Raw genomic sequence first — 17,195 nt, 5'->3', positions numbered from 1 at the left:
AACGTGACAGCTGCGTAATAGCAAGATAAGTGCTTACTATTACGCAGTATTTTTGGCAGAAATTGACGCTAAAGAGCAGCATAAATAGGGTGGTAAAAATAACAACGCTACATTTGCTTAATCTAAGCCTTCCATCTTGCGCAACTCTTTACGCAGAATTTTACCAACGTTTGATTTGGGTAATTCATCAACGAACTGTACGTGGCGTGGACGCTTATAGCCAGTAAAGTTCTTTTTACCAAAGTCGAGCAGCTCTTGTTCTGTTACCTCGCCTTTTTTGACCACAAAAATCTTAGGATCTTCGCCACGCTTTTCACTTGGAATACCAATTGCGCCGCACTCTTTGACCGCAGGATGTTCAGTCATAATTTCTTCGATTTCATTGGGATAAACGTTGAAACCGGAAACCAAAATCATATCTTTTTTGCGATCAACAATTTTGATAAAGCCTTTTTCATCCATGATGCCAATGTCACCTGTTTTTAGGTAACCATGCGCAGTGAAAGTCTCTGCTGTTTCCTCCGGACGATTTTGATAGCCGATCATGACTTGTGGACCTTTAACGCAAATCTCACCACGCTCACCAGTGGCCACTTCGTTCTCATCGTCATCAATCAATACCACATCAGTGCTGGACGCTGGAATACCAATTTTGTTAGTAAATTCAGCGATAGTCATCGGGTTAAAAGCGACCACAGGTGACGTTTCAGATAGCCCGTAACCTTCGACAATAGGCAGGCCAGTAATTTTGTGCCAATCTTTGGCCACACTAGGCAATACCGATGTACCACCACCAATAGCGGCTTTTAGGTTAGAAAAATCTAATTGTGCAAAGCTGTCTTTATGTACCAAGCCATTAAATAGAGTATTTACCGCTGGGATAATCGAGGGCTTGTATTTACTCATTTCTTTAATCAGGCCGTCAAGATCGCGAGGGTTAGGAATCAATAAACCAGCATAACCTTGGTACATCCCATACATACCGCAGACCATAAATGAGAACACATGATACAGGGGTAGCGCAGTTAGAATAACATCCTCCGCATTAGCATCGTCTTCAAAAGCACTGTTTATGACAGCGCCAATCTGTAGCATATTAGCAATTAGGTTGCCGTGCGACAGCATCGCGCCTTTGGCCACACCGGTCGTACCACCCGTGTACTGTAATAAAGCCACATCACTTAAATTTAAGTCAGGGCGTTTATATTTGCTAGCCGATACAGCGTTTAGCGCCTGCTTAAAGCTGATGCTGCTCGGCAAGCTATAAGAAGGAATGATTTTTTTGATATGACGCGCGACTAGGTTGACCACCGTTCCTTTTACCAGTCCTAACATATCACCAAGATTACAGACGATAACCTGTTCGACTTGACCTTTGCTTTTCGCTTCTTGATAGGTCTTGGCAAAGTTCTCGACGATGAATAATGCTTTAGTACCGCTATCATCTAGCTGATGCGAAAGCTCACGGCTGGTATATAAGGGGTTAATATTGACCAAAATCATACCTGCCCGGATAATCCCAAGAGCAGCAATCGGATACTGCAAAAGATTAGGCATCATTACGCCTACCTTGTCGCCTTTGACCAGTCCTAGCGACTGTAAATAACTGGCGATTTGACGGCTATATAGATCCAGTTGCTTATAGGTAATCGACGCGCCCATACAGATATAAGCAGGTTTTCGCCCATAACGCTGAAAGTTACGCTCAAACACCTCAAGCAAAGAGGTGTTGTCATCTGGCATATCAATAGTGGCACTAATACCATAACGCTCATAGGCATTAAGCCACGGTCTGTCGCTAGGTATATTCGGCATGGTAGGAAATGCGTTGGTCTCAGCCATTGATTGTGCCTCTTTGGGCACTTTATCACTGTTGCTGTTGGCTGAGACACTGTCTGCTACTGCTTTATTGATATTGTCCGTCATAACTTTCCCTAAATGTTACCCTTGAAAATATAGAATAGTCTAATGCAGATGCAAATACAGTGTTCGTTAGTGACTGTTCGTTAGGCGAAAATCGTTTGCTGGCTTAAAAAGCCATTACATCCGCCACTAAACGGGTGGTTAATCAAGCACTACACGCAGCTCATCGAACAATTTTGCCAGGGTTATTGCAGCTAAATAGTGGCTGAATAGTGGCTAAATCGATAACCTTTTTTATTGAATGGCCAACAATATTCGCAGGCACTATAGCAGTTTTACCAAAAATTCTCTATATCTACCCTTGTTCCTCAGCGAAAAACGATAATAAAAATGACAAGGCAGCACTTAAGCCACCTTGTCATTGTTATTGTTAGTAATTCAGCTCCAGCGATTATTTAGCCTGTTTATTCTCTTCGAGTTCACGCAAATCTTTATGTAAAATCTTACCAACATTGGTCTTTGGTAGCTCATCGATGAATTCAACATGACGTGGGCGCTTATAGCCAGTCAAATGCTCTTTACCATAGGCGAGGACTTCCTCTTTAGTAAGACTGTTATCTTTACGCACCACATAAATCTTCGGGGTCTCACCACTTTTTTCGTCTACGACACCAATGACACCACATTCTAAAATCTTCGGATGTCCAGCCATAACTTCTTCGACTTCGTTGGGATAAACGTTAAAGCCAGAGACCAAGATCATGTTTTTCTTGCGATCAACGATGGTCACATAACCAGCATCATCCATAATACCGATGTCACCAGTACGGAAAAATCCATCAGCCGTCATCGACTCAGCGGTGGCATCGTCACGTTTCCAATAGCCTTTCATTACCTGCGGACCACGGATAGTAATCTCGCCACGCTCGCCCAGTGGCACCTCATTACCTGCCTCATCTAAGATAGCAACATCAGTCGCTGGCAATGGCACACCAATAGTGCTACTAAAGGCTGGACTACTAATAGGATTGGCCGTGGCGACAGGAGATGTTTCAGATAGACCATAACCTTGGACAATAATATTATTAGTTATTTGGCGCCATTTTTCTGCTGTCGAGCTAAGCACCGCCATGCCGCCACCCATCGTCACGCGCAACTTGCTGTGATCTAAAGCCTTAAATTCTTCATTATTGGCCAGGGCATTAAATAAAGTATTTACCGCTGGGAAAAGCGCGGGTGGATGACCTTTATACGCTTTTATTAAGCTGCCAAGGTCGCGTGGGTTGGGCACTAATAATCCAATACAACCACGATGAATACCGAACATACCGCAAAGCGTAAATGAGAAAATATGATAGAGCGGTAACGCAGTCATAATCACCGCCTGCTCACCACCTTTATCAAACTCATCAAAGGCACTACCTAAGAAAGTGTCGCACTGAATGAGGTTGGCCACTAAGTTCTTATGAGTGAGCATCGCACCTTTTGCTACGCCAGTGGTACCGCCGGTATATTGTAAAACCGCAATATCATCGAGCTCAATATTAGTTGGACGCTTGTATTTACTGGCAGGGCTTTGCTTGAGCATCGCTTTAAAGTCAAGACTGTTAGCAATCTTAAAATCCGGTACCATTTTTTTGACATGGCGAACCACGGTATTGACCATAAAGCCTTTTAGGGTACCCATCAAATCACCCATACCGGTGATGACCACGTGATCAACCACGTTACGACCGATGTCTTGATAGGTTTTAGCAAAGTTTTCAACTAAGAGTAGCACTTTGGCTTCAGAGTCAGTTAACTGGTGTTCGAGCTCTTTGGTAGTGTATAGAGGATTGACGTTGACCAAGGTAAAACCTGCGCGCAGTACACCCAGAACAGATACGGGTAATTGCAACACATTAGGCATCATGACCGCGACTTTATCGCCCTTCACCAGTCCTAGCGACTGCAGATAAGTAGCGACTTGACGGCTGTATAAGTCCACTTCATGAAAACTCAGTTCAGAGCCCATGCATACAAAGGCCGTTTTATCGCTATTCTTCGCGAAACTTTTCTCAAAGATATCAATAAGCGAAGTATTGTCAGCAGGCATATCAATATCGTAAGTTAGTCCCAACTCGTCATAAGTTTTTAACCAAACCTTGTCATCGCGACGGGTTAAATTGTCTTGGCCTTGATTGTCCATAACCTTGTTTCTCCTGATGAATTATACCAATTTTAGTAAACTGTGCTTTGCCACTCAACATACACACTTTATACAAGCTACTCAATGTAAAAGATTGGCACTTGAGTTTCTAAAGTCACTTGACGCATAATAAAAATATTTATATCAACTACTTAATCTAATATTATAAAAATATATACTACTATTTTTTATTACCAAATAGCTATTTATCGTCTGTTGACTTTGTAACAATTATTTATCTAGAGCGCTTTATATTAGTGTTTACTGTAGGCTCTAGGGTATCAGCAAGTTTCGCTAGCTGTACAAAACCACGACGCAAAGTATTCGGGTCACTTGCGGTTTGAAGGTAGCGATAAGCTCATCACTCAATACCTTTTTGGCCTCTAAAAAACTGTCGATATAGCTGTAATTACCATTGCCACTATCGGCCATTTGCTGCATCATGTAATCATTCAGATTACCGCGACCAGACCCGATAGTGGATAACGAGATACCACGATTGCGATTGATCTTTACCAAATCTAGCATCTCATCAACAGCACTAATACCAATATTAAAGTCATACCAATATTAAAATCATACCAATATTAAAATCACCATCGGTCAGTATCAAGATACGCTTGATATTGCGTCTTTTAGTGACTTATTGGCTTCATTATGAGCGATCTTGAGCGCGTCTTCACCATTGGTATCACCGTCAGCTTGTAAGCCGTTAATCGCTGCTTGGATAATAGGTTCAACGTTGACTTAGCCAGGGGCAATGTATCTTGCGACTGCATCGACCCTGACGTATCGGCTAAAAACCATTAAATTAACTATACTTAACTTCATTTATAAAATCTATCAGTAAAACTGTAATTGTCGCGTCATACTCTGTCGTCTACTATATCGAGCACCTTTTTAATTACTGCGATTTCCTTTACGATAGCGTTATCTTATTTTTATAATCGTCAGGGCTATTAATCGCGCCATTATGTGGCATAAGTAACTGCTGGTGCGGCCGTTATATAGTGCTGACTGTTTATGCGATTTACTATTTATTTAATGCTAGCCACTTTTTATGCGATCCTATCATTAGCCTATTTTAAAACAGATACCGCATAGCTGAAGCAATGGCCCTAGCATTTAGAATAGCGAAGCCTTGGAGTAAGCGAGAAAATTTGCCAGTCGCGCGAATTTATGTATTATGATTATTCTATCTAGTAGTCAATACATAACTTTATAAGCGTCGCCCTATTTGCATTACCTATTTTTTAGTACCTATTAAAATTAATAAGCGAAAATTATTTTATGCCTGATGTCATTGATAACACCATTAGCTCTACCGTCCCTAGTGAACCTATGGACAGCCGTTCTGTCGCGGAGTTTGCCGAACAAGCCTATCTAAACTATGCCATGTACGTGATCATGGATCGGGCGCTACCGAACATTGCTGATGGTCTAAAGCCAGTGCAACGGCGTATCATTTACGCCATGAGTGAGCTGGGCCTTAAATCGACTGCTAAGCCCAAAAAATCTGCTCGGACAGTTGGTGATGTCTTAGGTAAATATCATCCACACGGTGACAGTGCTTGCTATGAAGCGATGGTGCTAATGGCGCAGCCGTTCAGCTATCGCTATCCACTCATCACTGGTCAAGGTAATTGGGGCAGTCCTGATGATCCCAAATCCTTTGCAGCAATGCGCTATACCGAAGCCAAAATGTCGGCCTACGCCAATACCTTATTGGCAGAATTAGCGCAAGGAACAGTCGAGTGGCAAGATAACTTTGACGGCACCATGCAAGAGCCGACTACCTTACCTGCGCGCCTACCTAATATTTTATTAAACGGTACCACAGGAATCGCTGTTGGTATGGCAACCGATATTCCGCCGCATAATCTTAACGAAGTGGTACGTGCAGCCATTCGTTTGCTCAAAAATCCTGAGCTATCAGTTAAGCAATTAACCCAATCGATACCAGCACCTGACTTGCCTACTACCGCTGAAATCATTACTAGTAAAAAAGACTTACAAGCAATCTACGAAAGTGGACGCGGCAGCTATAAAATGCGCGCCACTTACCATATCGATGATAAAGAAAAGAATTTAGTCATCATCGATGCGCTGCCCCATCAAGTATCGGGTAACAAGATCCAAGAACAAATAGCTAAATTGATGACCGATAAAAAACTGCCTTGGGTCGTCGATATTCATGATGAATCCGATCACGAAAATCCGTGCCGTATTGTCCTAGAATTGCGCTCAACTCGAGTTGATGTGCAAAGGGTTATGAGTCATTTGTTTGCCAGCACGGAGCTTGAGAGCAACTATCGCGTCAACATGAATATGATTGGGCTCAACGGTAAACCACAAGTCAAAAATCTAAAAGAAATATTAGAAGAGTGGCTTATTTGTCGCCGTTCAGTGGTCATGCGTCGGTTGCAATATCGTCTGGATAAAATTGATAAACGCCTGCATATCTTGGCAGGTCTACTGGTTGCCTATCTTAATATTGATGAAGTCATTCGTATTATTCGAGAAGAAGACGATCCGAAATTGGCTTTGATGCAAGGTTATGATTTAACGGACATCCAAGCCAATGCCATTTTAGATATACGCTTGCGTCAACTGGCAAAACTTGAAGAGTTTGAGCTCAGACGCGAGCAAGATGGACTGGCAGCTGAACGCGCCATTATTCAAGAGTATCTCGATAATCCTGATAGTCTCACCGGTTTAATCATCGACGAGCTGACCGAGGATATGAAGACTCACGGCGACAATCGCATGTCACCACTGGCAGAACGTGAAGAAGCACAAGCGTTAAAAGAATCCGACCTTGTACCTAGTGAACCGATTACTGCGGTACTATCCAAAGCGGGTTGGATACGCGCAGCCAAAGGCCATGAGGTTGATCCAGCTGGTATGAGCTATCGTTCAGGCGATGCTTACCAAGCGTACGTCCGCGGTAAATCGAATGAGAGAATCTATGTACTCGACAGTACTGGACGCAGCTATAGTATTGACGCGCATAGTCTTGCCTCGGCTCGTGGTCAGGGCGACCCACTCACTAGCGTATTAAAACCGCCTTCAGGAGCTACCTTTGAGCAGCTACTTACTGGCGATAGTAATCAGCGTATTATCTTAGCAAGCTCACAAGGCTATGGTTTTATCAATACTATAGGCAACCTTGATAGCAATCAAAAGGCAGGGAAAAACGTCATTAACCTTGCTGCTAATAGTCGACTATTACCTATCACACGCATTGATGCTCAAGTTGATGGAAATACAAATTCGGAGAACGGCAGTACGCCTTCTATTGAAGGTAATTCTACTCCCGACCATATTGCCGTCGTGACCAATGCTGGGTATTTATTAATCTTTGCCCTGAGCGATTTACCTGAACAAGCTCGCGGTAAAGGCAATAAGATGATTAATCTAAAAGATAAAGAAGAGGTGCTAGTCATCACACCGCTACGTAAGCAAGACAGTCTGGTTATTACAGCTGGCAAGCGCCATGTGACTTTAAAGCCTATAGACTTAGCCAATTACACTGCCAAACGTGGTAGCCGTGGTGGTCAACTACCACGAGGCTTTCAGAATGTGACGAGTGTTGAGGTTGGGTAGGTGAGTGTTTTAAGTCTTAGAAGGCTGAGCTAAAAGCCCAGCCTACAACCAATTCCTCTAAATAAACATTACCTTTAAAAAATCAGAGTCTGCCAATGAGTAAAAAAATCAGTCTAATCTTCCCGCATCAACTGTTTGCTGATACCTCTATTTGGCAAGAGGACTGCTACCTGATCGAAGAAGATCTATACTTTACTAAATATCCCTTTCACAAGCAAAAGCTGGTACTGCATCGTGCTAGCATGAAGGCCTATGAGCAGACCCTGATTGCTGCGGGTAAGCGGGTACATTATATAGAATCAACCCATGAGCACAGCGATTGTCGTAAGCTGATAGCCAGCTTTGTCAGTGCAAATGATGAGCCTAACGATGCCAATAATAACGACAGTATCGCAAAAATCTGTTGTATTGACGTGGTTGACGATTGGCTGCGTATGCATCTTAAGCAAGCAACATTAGCAATTGATATGCCTTTTGAGTCTTCACCAACACCCATGTTTTTAAATACGATGTCAGTATATGATGATTTCTTTAAAAACAAACGCTTGTTTCATCGTGACTTTTATACTCAAGCACGTAAACGAGAGAGTATACTATTAGACGATGAGCAAAATCCTGTCGGTGGACAATGGTCATTCGATGAAGACAACCGCAAGAAGTATCCGCGTAAACAAACGCCACCTTCCCTAACTTTTCCAAAGCTTAACGATTATTACAGCGAGGCGATGACTTATGTTGAGAAGCATTTTAGCAAGCATTATGGCGAGATAAATCCTGACTTTCGCTATCCAACTACTCACACGGAGGCGGAAGAATGGCTAGAGAATTTTTTATCCAAGCGCTTTAAGGACTTTGGACCATTTGAAGATGCCATGGTCGATAGCGAGCATGTATTACATCATAGCGTGCTGACTCCAATGCTAAATACGGGTTTATTAACCCCAAAACAAGTGATCTCACGCGCCTTAGAGGTTAACGAAGAGTATGATATTCCTCTCAACTCTCTTGAGGGCTTTATTCGGCAAATTATTGGTTGGCGCGAGTTTATTTACGGCCTGTATGAATCGGTCGGCCACCAGCAACGTAGCACGAACTTTTGGGGCTTTACCCGCAAAATACCAAAGAGCTTTTATACTGGTAATACCGGTATTGTCCCTATTGATGAAACCATTAAAAAGGTGCTGAAAACTGGCTACGCGCATCATATTGAGCGTTTGATGCTATTTGGCAACTTTATGCTATTGTGTGAGTTTGACCCTGATGAGGTGCATCAGTGGTTTATGGAGCTATTTATCGACGCTTATGATTGGGTAATGGTGCCCAATGTCTATGGTATGAGTCAATTTGCAGATGGTGGATTGGTAGCGACTAAGCCCTATATTAGTGGTAGTAATTATATTAATAAAATGAGTAATTATCAGGTCAAAGTAAAAGGTGAGTCTGTCGAATGGGCGCAGATATGGGATGGGTTATTTTGGCGCTTTATGCACGTACATCGTGACTTTTTTAGTAAGAACCCGCGCATTGGTATGCTGCTAGCCCTGTGGGATAAGATGGATAAAGACCAACAACAACAACATCTCGATAATGCCGAGCAATTTTTGACCAAGCTTGATGCTGGCGTTTAACGAGTGAACAGTCCTAAGATAGATTGTTAGAAGTCAAAAATTATTGCGCAGTAAGTAAGGAAAATTTTACCAATCACTCGTTACCCTATAGCCATGTATTTCTCACGACTTGCTGTAGTAGTATTTGGATCAATAAAAAATAATAGGATCATCATGTTTATTAAAGATAAAGTTGCCCAAGAGCTTATGAATAGCTCATTTCCTACGCCTAAAATCATATTTTTTGACATTGACGATACGTTGAGTCGTCAAGGTGTCATTGCTGAGCATAATAAAGCAACGTTGGAGCAGCTGGCCAAGACTGACATTAAGCTGGTGATTTCGACTGGACGTTCCAAAGCAATACTACCTGCTGATATTTTGGCTTTGCTTGAAGCTGAGGTATTAGATGCCATCATTTGTATGAATGGGCAATATAGCTTTAATAACGATGGCATGATCAGTCATTACCCATTATCAGAAGCTCAGACCAGTAAAATTGTGCAGCTGTGCCAAAAAAGCGACCTCATTCATAAGTTTGACTCGGCGACTCATATTGCATGGTCAGACGAAAACGAACGACTGCGTGAATACAACGCCATAACACCCAACTCTATCTTTGACCCAGAGTATTATAAGTCAAACACTATTTATCAGTGTTCGGTATTCTTTAACAATCAAGAGGATAAAATGCAGGATGTTGATTTTGCCCAAGATGATTTAAAGCTGGTTCATTGGCATCATATTGGTGCAGATATATTACCAGCCGAGGCGTCAAAAGCCCGCGGTATTATAGATCTATGCCAGCATTACGCCGTAGATGCTAGCGATTGTATGGCATTTGGTGATGGTATGAATGACTTGGAAATGTTCGACTTGGTCGGTTATGCCGTGGCAATGGGGGATGCTCAGCCTGCTCTTATAGAGCGTGCAAATTTTGTCACCGGTACTATTGAAGAGCATGGTATACAAGCGGTACTCAACCACTTACATATAGACCAAAGCTTAGATCAAAAATTATGAAAAAAGGCGCCAACCAAGCTGTTGAAGCTTTTGTCCACTTATAAACCACAAACCCTTGCCAGTATCTAGCAAGGGTTTTTGTTTGTTTAAGATTCAGCAGCTATAGTTAAAATACCTTAAAAACACGACGGTACTGCTGCTATAAGCTTTTTGTAGCCTCTGTCTGCGTAGGCACAGCAAGCGAGAAAAACTTATGCCAGCAGTAGGTTATGTATCGATATTACTTTTCATTGACTATATTTGTCTAACTGCCTATCCAACTATAAATGACTATCTCGCTGGGTAAAAAGTCTCTGAACCAGGTCCGACCGGTAGACCCAATACAAATACCCAAATGCTGAACAAAATCACCCAACCAATCATAAACGCTATGGAATAGGGCAACATCATAGCCATTAGTGTCCCAACCCCAGTATCTTTTTTATACCGAATCGCTACCGCCATAATAAGCCCAAAATAGCCTAGCATTGGCGTGATGATGTTAGTCGTTGAGTCACCAATCCGATAGGCTGCTTGAATCATCTCAGGCGCATATCCGGTCAGCATGAGCATAGGCACAAAAATAGGTGCGGTAATTGCCCATTGTGCAGATGCCGACCCTAACATTAAGTTGACGACCGCACAGATTAAGATAAAACCAATCAATAGCAAAGGTCCAGTTAAGCCTATATCAGTGAGGAAGGTCGCCCCCGTTACTGCCACCACTGAACCAAGATTCGACCAGCTAAAAAAGGCGATGAACTGTGCCGCAAAGAACACCAACACAATATAAATACTAAGCGAGCTCATCGCATGGCTCATTGCGTCAACCACATCTTGATTGTTTTTCAGGCTACCAGTAATTTTGCCATAAATATAACCCGGTACCGCAAAGAATACAAAAATAAAGACCACAATGCCTTTTAAAAATGGCGAACCTGATACCAATCCAGTCTCGGCATTACGCAATACGCCATCAGCAGGCACAATGGTCCATGCCAGTAATAAACAGAATACCAGCATGCTTATGCCAGCCCAGATTAACCCCTTTTTCTCAACTGACAGTAAGCGCTCAATTTTAGTCTCTAATACTGAAGGATCGCCAGCACTATCAGGGTTATATTCGCCAAGACTAGGCTCAACAATTTTTTCAGTCACAAAGTAACCAAGACCAGTGATCAAAAAGGTACTGACCATCATAAAGTACCAGTTGGCCTCTGCCCCAACGGTATATACCGGGTCAATGATGCGTGCTGCCTCTTGGGTAATCCCTGATAACAAAGGATCTACCGTACCAAGCAATAAGTTGGCACTATAACCACCGGATACCCCAGCGAATGCGGCTGCCAATCCCGCTAATGGATGTCTACCAAGCGAGTGAAATATAACTGCCGCAAGTGGTATCAATACCACATAACCAAGCTCAGAGGCAGTGTTTGACATGATGCCCGCAAAAACAACAGTTAGAGTCACCATCTTTTTCGGTGCATTCATCACTAGCCCGCGTAAGGCTGCTGATATCATGCCAGAACGTTCGGCTATACCCACTCCTAAAAGCGCCACTAGCACCGTACCGAGTGGCACAAATCCAGTAAAATTGGAGACCAAGTTTTCAACAATACGCGCTAAGCCATCACCGTTTAGCAAATTGACCACTTGAATAATGCCATCTTCACTACGCCCTTTTGCCCCTTCTGGTCGTGGGTCAATCACTGACACTCCTAGATAGGAAAGCAGCGCCGACAACACCAGTAAAAACACTGACATCCAGAGAAATAAAATCACAGGATGCGGTAGCAAATTACCCAGCCATTCAACCCCTTTTAAAAAGCGCTGCATGCGAGAGTTTTGGACGTTTGCTTCAAAATTATTGTCTGGTGGCATATCGTTCGGTGAACCGTCTTCTTGCATTGGTCATTATCCCTATTGCATATTTTGGTAAATTGACTGCATTGCAAGTACTACAAAAATTACAGGCAAAAGTTTAAATTCAAACATCAGTCTATAGTAAAAACAAACTTTTAAAATGAGTTGTAGCAACTATTAGTAATATTTAATAAAAAACTAAAAGCTTATAAAAAATATAAGCCTTGAAGAGTAAATTAAGCGGGGCTGTTGTTATGGAATATCAGCTGACTATAGAGGGCTATCGCTGTGGATGATATTACTAAGGATCAACTATAATCAGAACGATATCCTCACCATTTTTTGAAAGTCATGTTTAAAGGTGATGTGTTAAAGATGTTGTTTTAAAAACATGTGCTTATTAGCTGTACTTTTAGATACTATATATTACCTTAACTGTGATATGAGGTTATGGTAGCACTACCCTATACCTTGAATAGCATTCAAATGAAGACTATAGATAAGCTATATTTGCTATTGACCTTGTTTGGGTCGTACAAAAAAACGTATTGTAAAATACACTTTATAAGACGTCTCTTGCGGGCTTGAGCAAGAACAGAAAAATAGTAATTGTTTTAGGGTTGTCGGATTTTATGTCATTACGCCCAGGCTAAAACTTAATTATGAGCCTTTTTTTACTGACCTCGTTTTTTTGTTGACCTCCTAATAGTCAACATCAACCTGCAACCCGGCCATATACCCAACCGCCAAGCTTATAAAGTGCGACAGCAATCAAAATAAAGATTAAAGCAGCAATGACACAAGCTAACCATATTGGAACGCCAGTCATAAAAACAATCGTAAAAGCCACGCCCAAATAGGCTTCTAACGGCCAGCTTATAATAGGGACGGACATGCCCGCATTGAATAAGGCCATAACGGCAGACAAGCCTATAACAGCAGTGATAATTCCAGCAATTTTGCGGTTGTTCATCTCATATCTCTTATACAATGATAGTGAACCAACTCAAAGCCATTACGGTCTCACAGTCAGTTGATGCGCTGATTGTATAATTTTTACTCGTTTGCCTTGTATAATATTTATACTTGATTCATTAAAGGTCTCATTGGGTTAGCGAGTACTTAGCCTTTAATGCATTGCTACGGCATGGTCAAACCGCCATCAACTGCAATAGATTGTCCGGTAATAGCTAGACTCAAGTCAGACGCCATGAGCAGTACTGAATTGGCAAAGTCTGCGACAGAAGTCGCTTGGCGTAGTGGCGTGGTGGTGGCGATATAATCAAAGACTTCTTCTGTAGTCAGGCTACTGGCATCAGTAGTCTTCAGTAGTCCACCTGCCAACAAATTAACGCGAATGCCATATTGACCCAGCTCAGCAGCTAAGTTACGGGTCAAACCTATCAAGGCAGATTTTGCGGTAGTATAGTCGTAATAAGTCACTACTGGGTTATAAACCAGGTTGGTTGAAATATTAATAATCTTACCCATTTTCTGAGATTTCATTTGTGGCAATACCGCTTGTACTGTGTTGACTGCACCTTTGACGATGCCGTCTATTTGCTGGGAGAAATGTGCCCATTCAACGGTCTCAATACTGGTGTAATCAGCACTGGGATTAAACTGATAGTGGGGCAAAGCATTATTGACTAGTACATCAATACGTCCGAAACGCTCGATCACTTCACTAGCCATTGCCTTCATTTTTGATAAATCGCTAACATCGCCTTGATAAGAAAATGCTTGTCCACCTGCCTTTTCAATGCCAGCCACTACCGCCTCGGCAGACTGGTTACTGTTAAGGTAATTCACACAAACAATCGCCCCAGCTGCTGCCATTTGCTGAGCAATCTGTGCGCCAAGCCCGCGACTTGCGCCAGTGACAATAGCAACTTTACCCGTGAGAAGTGCCGGAATAGAAAAGTCAGTCTGACTCATAATGTTTTATCCTTTATGTGTTAGTAGCAAAAATTCCATTTAAATAGCAATCACTGCTCATTCTAAATCAAGCAGTAAATAGCGCTAATCATAGCATGGTTCACCGATATCATTGACGAAGGTAGTCTGCACTACCCTATATACTTATTACTTTTGATATATGGTCAGCGCTATGGTGTTACTCTAGAACAAAGCCAAGCAGTTGCCCTTTAAATTGCTTAATTAAACAACCATAACAGTATAATCAACTAGGTTATGCCTGTGCCATACGCTAGTTTTTTATTTATTTGTCTTAATTTAGGAGAGACGTTTTGCCCCGTTTATCGTCCCATCTGCCTACTACTAATAATAGTAGCGCCTCTCGCAACCCTATCCAAATGTTACCCAAAGCCCTGTTATGCGCTGCTATTGGCATGACGCTGGCCAGCTGTAGTAACTCTGACAATATAGCCGCCGATGGTACGACTGCCAGTGCTGAGACCCTGAATCTGTATAACTGGTCAGAATATATGCCGCAAGAGATTCTCGATGGTTTTGAAGAAGAAACCGGTATTAATGTTAATTACACTACCTTCGACTCTAATGAGGCCATGTACGCCAAGCTAAAACTGCTCGATGATTCAAGCCAATATGATCTTGCTATTCCTTCCACTTATTATGTTGAAAAGATGGCAAAAGAGGGCTTGCTTCAAGAGCTGGATAAATCAAAATTGAGTAATTTCAGAAATCTTGATACTTCGTTCACCAACACCAAGGTTGATCCTGAAAATAAATACTCAATCCCTTATATGTGGGGCAGCACCGGACTTGCTATTAATGGTGATTCGATCGATCCTGCTACCGTCAATAGTTGGAATGACCTATGGCGTCCTGAGTATAAGGGTCAAGTCATGTTGATGAACGATATGCGCGAAGTGTTTGGCATGTCGCTACTAACGCTTGGCTACTCGGGGAATAGTACCGATCCAGACGAAATTGAAGCGGCCTACAATAAGCTCATAACGCTAATACCGAATGTTAAAACCTTTAATTCAGATGCCTCGCGCATGCCCTATATTGAAGGCGAAACCACCATTGGTATGACCTGGAATGGTGAAGCGGTGATGGCTAATAACGAAGGTCTGACCAGCTTGGTTTATAAATATCCAGCCGAGGGCGCAATACTATGGATGGACAACTTTGTCATCCCCAAAAATGCCAAACATGTGGACGCGGCGCATAAGTTTATCGACTATCTAATGCGCCCTGAAAACGCCAAAATTGTGAGTGAGGAAATTGGTTATGCCTCCCCTAATCTGGCGGCACGTGAGTTGATGACTGATGATGTCAGAAATAATCCAGTGATTTATCCTAGCAAAGAAGTTCTGGCCAAAGCGGAATTCCAAGAAGATGTCGGTGATGACGCGCTACAAGTGTATCAGCGCTATTGGGATAAGCTAAAAACCAGTCGTTAATCACTATTATTTCTGAGTGACTGGCTGACAAATAACTGGTAATAAGGTTCCAGTCAAAAAGTTACCAACGAAAAACGCTGACAGTCAACTGCCAGCGTTTTTTGCATTTATAAGTGTAAATCAGTCTCACCGCCATGCTCATTGATTCGACGCTGTTCGCGGCGCTGATAACGAAGGCCCGAGGCCGCAAACCAGCTTGGCTTGGTGGTTTGTAAGAGATCACTCAGTAGCTGTAACTGAGCTTGCAAGGTTTGAGTTAACCAAAAATATCCTTGCCACTCAAACGCTAAATGCTGCACGCTCGGATATTCAGATACCGCAATACGGGTAATAGGCCGAAAAACTTCATCACTAGGACTACGTAGCACTGCCGCCATATTTTGCATGGCTTGGGTCAGCTCATTTTGATAGTGCATCAATAAAATGTGATTGTCGTGATCAAGCTCAATACTAGCCAAGCGTGGCGCGGCGCTCAGTAGTAAATCAATCGTGCCAATAATATTGCGATGAGTACGCTGGATGGTCTCTAGCGTCTCTTTTTCGATCCCTGATTCACTCGCCGTAGCATCGATGTGCGGGCGCACCGCTAGCAGCCGCTTATTAATCTTTTGTAACGCTTTAACTAAGGATTTATTAACCGGTACGTCAGGTACAGAGCTGTTCGCAGGATAAATGAGACTTGCCAAACTAGTGGCCTTGGTGTACTTAAAAGGCTTAGGGATGAGCACCTCAGCATCAATATGATTGCCGACGCCTGCATATAAGTTACTACAGGTCTCAAGGTTGCTGGCCAATAAAAACCGCCACATTAAAGTAGACTTCAGCGGTAAAATTAAAGTCGCCGCTACCGCAATGCCAGTACCGAGTAAGATATTAAGGGCGCGGTATAGACCGTCTTGACCAATATTACTTCGGTCAGGACTTGAGACAATCATCAGCATCGTGATGCCAGTGAGCAGGCCGATATAACCCAACTGCTTGACCGCTATATAACCTATGATGCCACTTATCAGGCCAATGAGCGCATAATCTACCCACAACCATGCGCCCAATTTTTGGCTAAATAACAAAACACCAAGCGCGGCACCAATACCTAGTAACGTGCCAAGTACGCGCTCTTTCGCCTTGGTGTAGATGGCACCTTGATATTGTAATAGGCCCAAAATGATAAAGACAGTAATGGTCGTCCATTCGCCATGTGGCAAACCAGTGACTTTATTGATCGATAGCGCGAGTATAACGGCTATACCCAAACGTATAGCATGCAAGACATCAGCGTGCTGATAGCGCGCGTAAGGCTCAGTAAGTGGGGCAGTAAATCGTTGCCAAAGGGTCAGTTTCACGCAGGTCTACTCTTTTTTTAAGTGAGTTTTAAGTGAATTTTAAATAACGGTTTTAAGTAACTGTTTTTAAGTAATGGCTCTTAGATGATGTTTTTTAAGTGAGAAACAATTCAAAAACTAAATATTTTTGCGAACGGATAACATGCTGGTAGAGCCATGACTCTCAGAGAGTCACTATTTTGGCACAGCAACTGTTGTAACAGAGCCGCTATCGTTAAAATACCTTAAAAAACGCGACGGTACTGCTGCTATAAGCTTTTTGTAGCCTCTGTTTGCGTAGGCACAGCAAGAAAAACTTATACCAGCAGTACGTTATGTATCGATATTA

The 17,195-nt window shown here is 42.5% G+C and carries 11 protein-coding genes; 4 read left to right on the top strand and 7 right to left on the bottom strand.

The features are described 5' to 3' along the window. Positions 1 to 117 precede the first annotated feature (117 nt). The 3 genes from RCH20_RS01705 to RCH20_RS01695 all read right to left on the bottom strand — a co-directional run bounded on the left by RCH20_RS01705 (position 118) and on the right by RCH20_RS01695 (position 4,579). Positions 118 to 1,926 carry an AMP-binding protein gene (locus RCH20_RS01705; RefSeq protein WP_327192368.1) on the bottom strand — a complete coding sequence of 603 codons (1,809 nt, stop codon included), beginning with the start codon at positions 1,924 to 1,926 and terminating at the stop codon, positions 118 to 120. Between the two features lie 388 nt (positions 1,927 to 2,314). Further along, positions 2,315 to 4,051, bottom strand: coding sequence for an AMP-binding protein (locus tag RCH20_RS01700; RefSeq protein ID WP_209956363.1), 1,737 nt, complete (start codon positions 4,049 to 4,051; stop codon positions 2,315 to 2,317). A gap of 294 nt (positions 4,052 to 4,345) precedes the next feature. Then, complete coding sequence (locus tag RCH20_RS01695) at positions 4,346 to 4,579, bottom strand: hypothetical protein (RefSeq protein WP_327192367.1); 234 nt, start codon at positions 4,577 to 4,579, stop codon at positions 4,346 to 4,348. Between the two features lie 762 nt (positions 4,580 to 5,341). On the opposite strand from RCH20_RS01695, the gene parC reads away from it, so the two are divergent. The 3 genes from parC (at position 5,342) to RCH20_RS01680 (ending at position 10,287) form a co-directional block, all read left to right on the top strand. After that, positions 5,342 to 7,657: a DNA topoisomerase IV subunit A gene (gene parC, locus RCH20_RS01690; protein WP_327192366.1), complete on the top strand. Its 2,316-nt coding sequence runs from the start codon at positions 5,342 to 5,344 to the stop codon at positions 7,655 to 7,657. Positions 7,658 to 7,752: 95 nt separating this feature from the next. Then, positions 7,753 to 9,285, top strand: coding sequence for a cryptochrome/photolyase family protein (locus tag RCH20_RS01685; protein ID WP_327192365.1), 1,533 nt, complete (start codon positions 7,753 to 7,755; stop codon positions 9,283 to 9,285). A 153-nt stretch (positions 9,286 to 9,438) separates the two neighbouring features. After that, on the top strand, positions 9,439 to 10,287 hold the full coding sequence (locus RCH20_RS01680) for an HAD family hydrolase (protein WP_327192364.1): 849 nt from the start codon (positions 9,439 to 9,441) through the stop codon (positions 10,285 to 10,287). A 270-nt stretch (positions 10,288 to 10,557) separates the two neighbouring features. Here RCH20_RS01680 and RCH20_RS01675 read toward each other — a convergent pair whose 3' ends face one another. The 3 genes from RCH20_RS01675 to RCH20_RS01665 form a co-directional block, all read right to left on the bottom strand. Continuing rightward, positions 10,558 to 12,177 carry an AbgT family transporter gene (locus RCH20_RS01675; RefSeq protein WP_327192363.1) on the bottom strand — a complete coding sequence of 540 codons (1,620 nt, stop codon included), beginning with the start codon at positions 12,175 to 12,177 and terminating at the stop codon, positions 10,558 to 10,560. Between the two features lie 670 nt (positions 12,178 to 12,847). After that, a complete protein-coding gene (locus RCH20_RS01670) occupies positions 12,848 to 13,105 on the bottom strand; it encodes a hypothetical protein (RefSeq protein ID WP_327192362.1) in 258 nt (85 codons plus the stop codon). Between the two features lie 167 nt (positions 13,106 to 13,272). Next, positions 13,273 to 14,070 carry a 3-oxoacyl-ACP reductase gene (locus RCH20_RS01665; protein ID WP_327192361.1) on the bottom strand — a complete coding sequence of 266 codons (798 nt, stop codon included), beginning with the start codon at positions 14,068 to 14,070 and terminating at the stop codon, positions 13,273 to 13,275. A gap of 311 nt (positions 14,071 to 14,381) precedes the next feature. Between RCH20_RS01665 and RCH20_RS01660 the strand changes: the two genes are divergently transcribed. Then, positions 14,382 to 15,524, top strand: a complete 1,143-nt coding sequence (locus tag RCH20_RS01660; RefSeq protein WP_327192360.1) for an ABC transporter substrate-binding protein — start codon at positions 14,382 to 14,384, stop codon at positions 15,522 to 15,524. A 107-nt stretch (positions 15,525 to 15,631) separates the two neighbouring features. Here the strand turns inward: RCH20_RS01660 and RCH20_RS01655 are convergent, their stop codons facing one another. After that, positions 15,632 to 16,867 carry an FUSC family protein gene (locus RCH20_RS01655; protein WP_327192359.1) on the bottom strand — a complete coding sequence of 412 codons (1,236 nt, stop codon included), beginning with the start codon at positions 16,865 to 16,867 and terminating at the stop codon, positions 15,632 to 15,634. Positions 16,868 to 17,195 lie beyond the last annotated feature (328 nt).

It is taken from the genome of Psychrobacter sp. PL15, assembly GCF_035984995.1.
In the GTDB taxonomy this organism is placed as follows: Bacteria; Pseudomonadota; Gammaproteobacteria; order Pseudomonadales; family Moraxellaceae; genus Psychrobacter.
The sequence above is the reverse complement of the archived record's forward strand: the minus strand, read 5'-3'. Positions and strand labels throughout refer to the sequence as shown.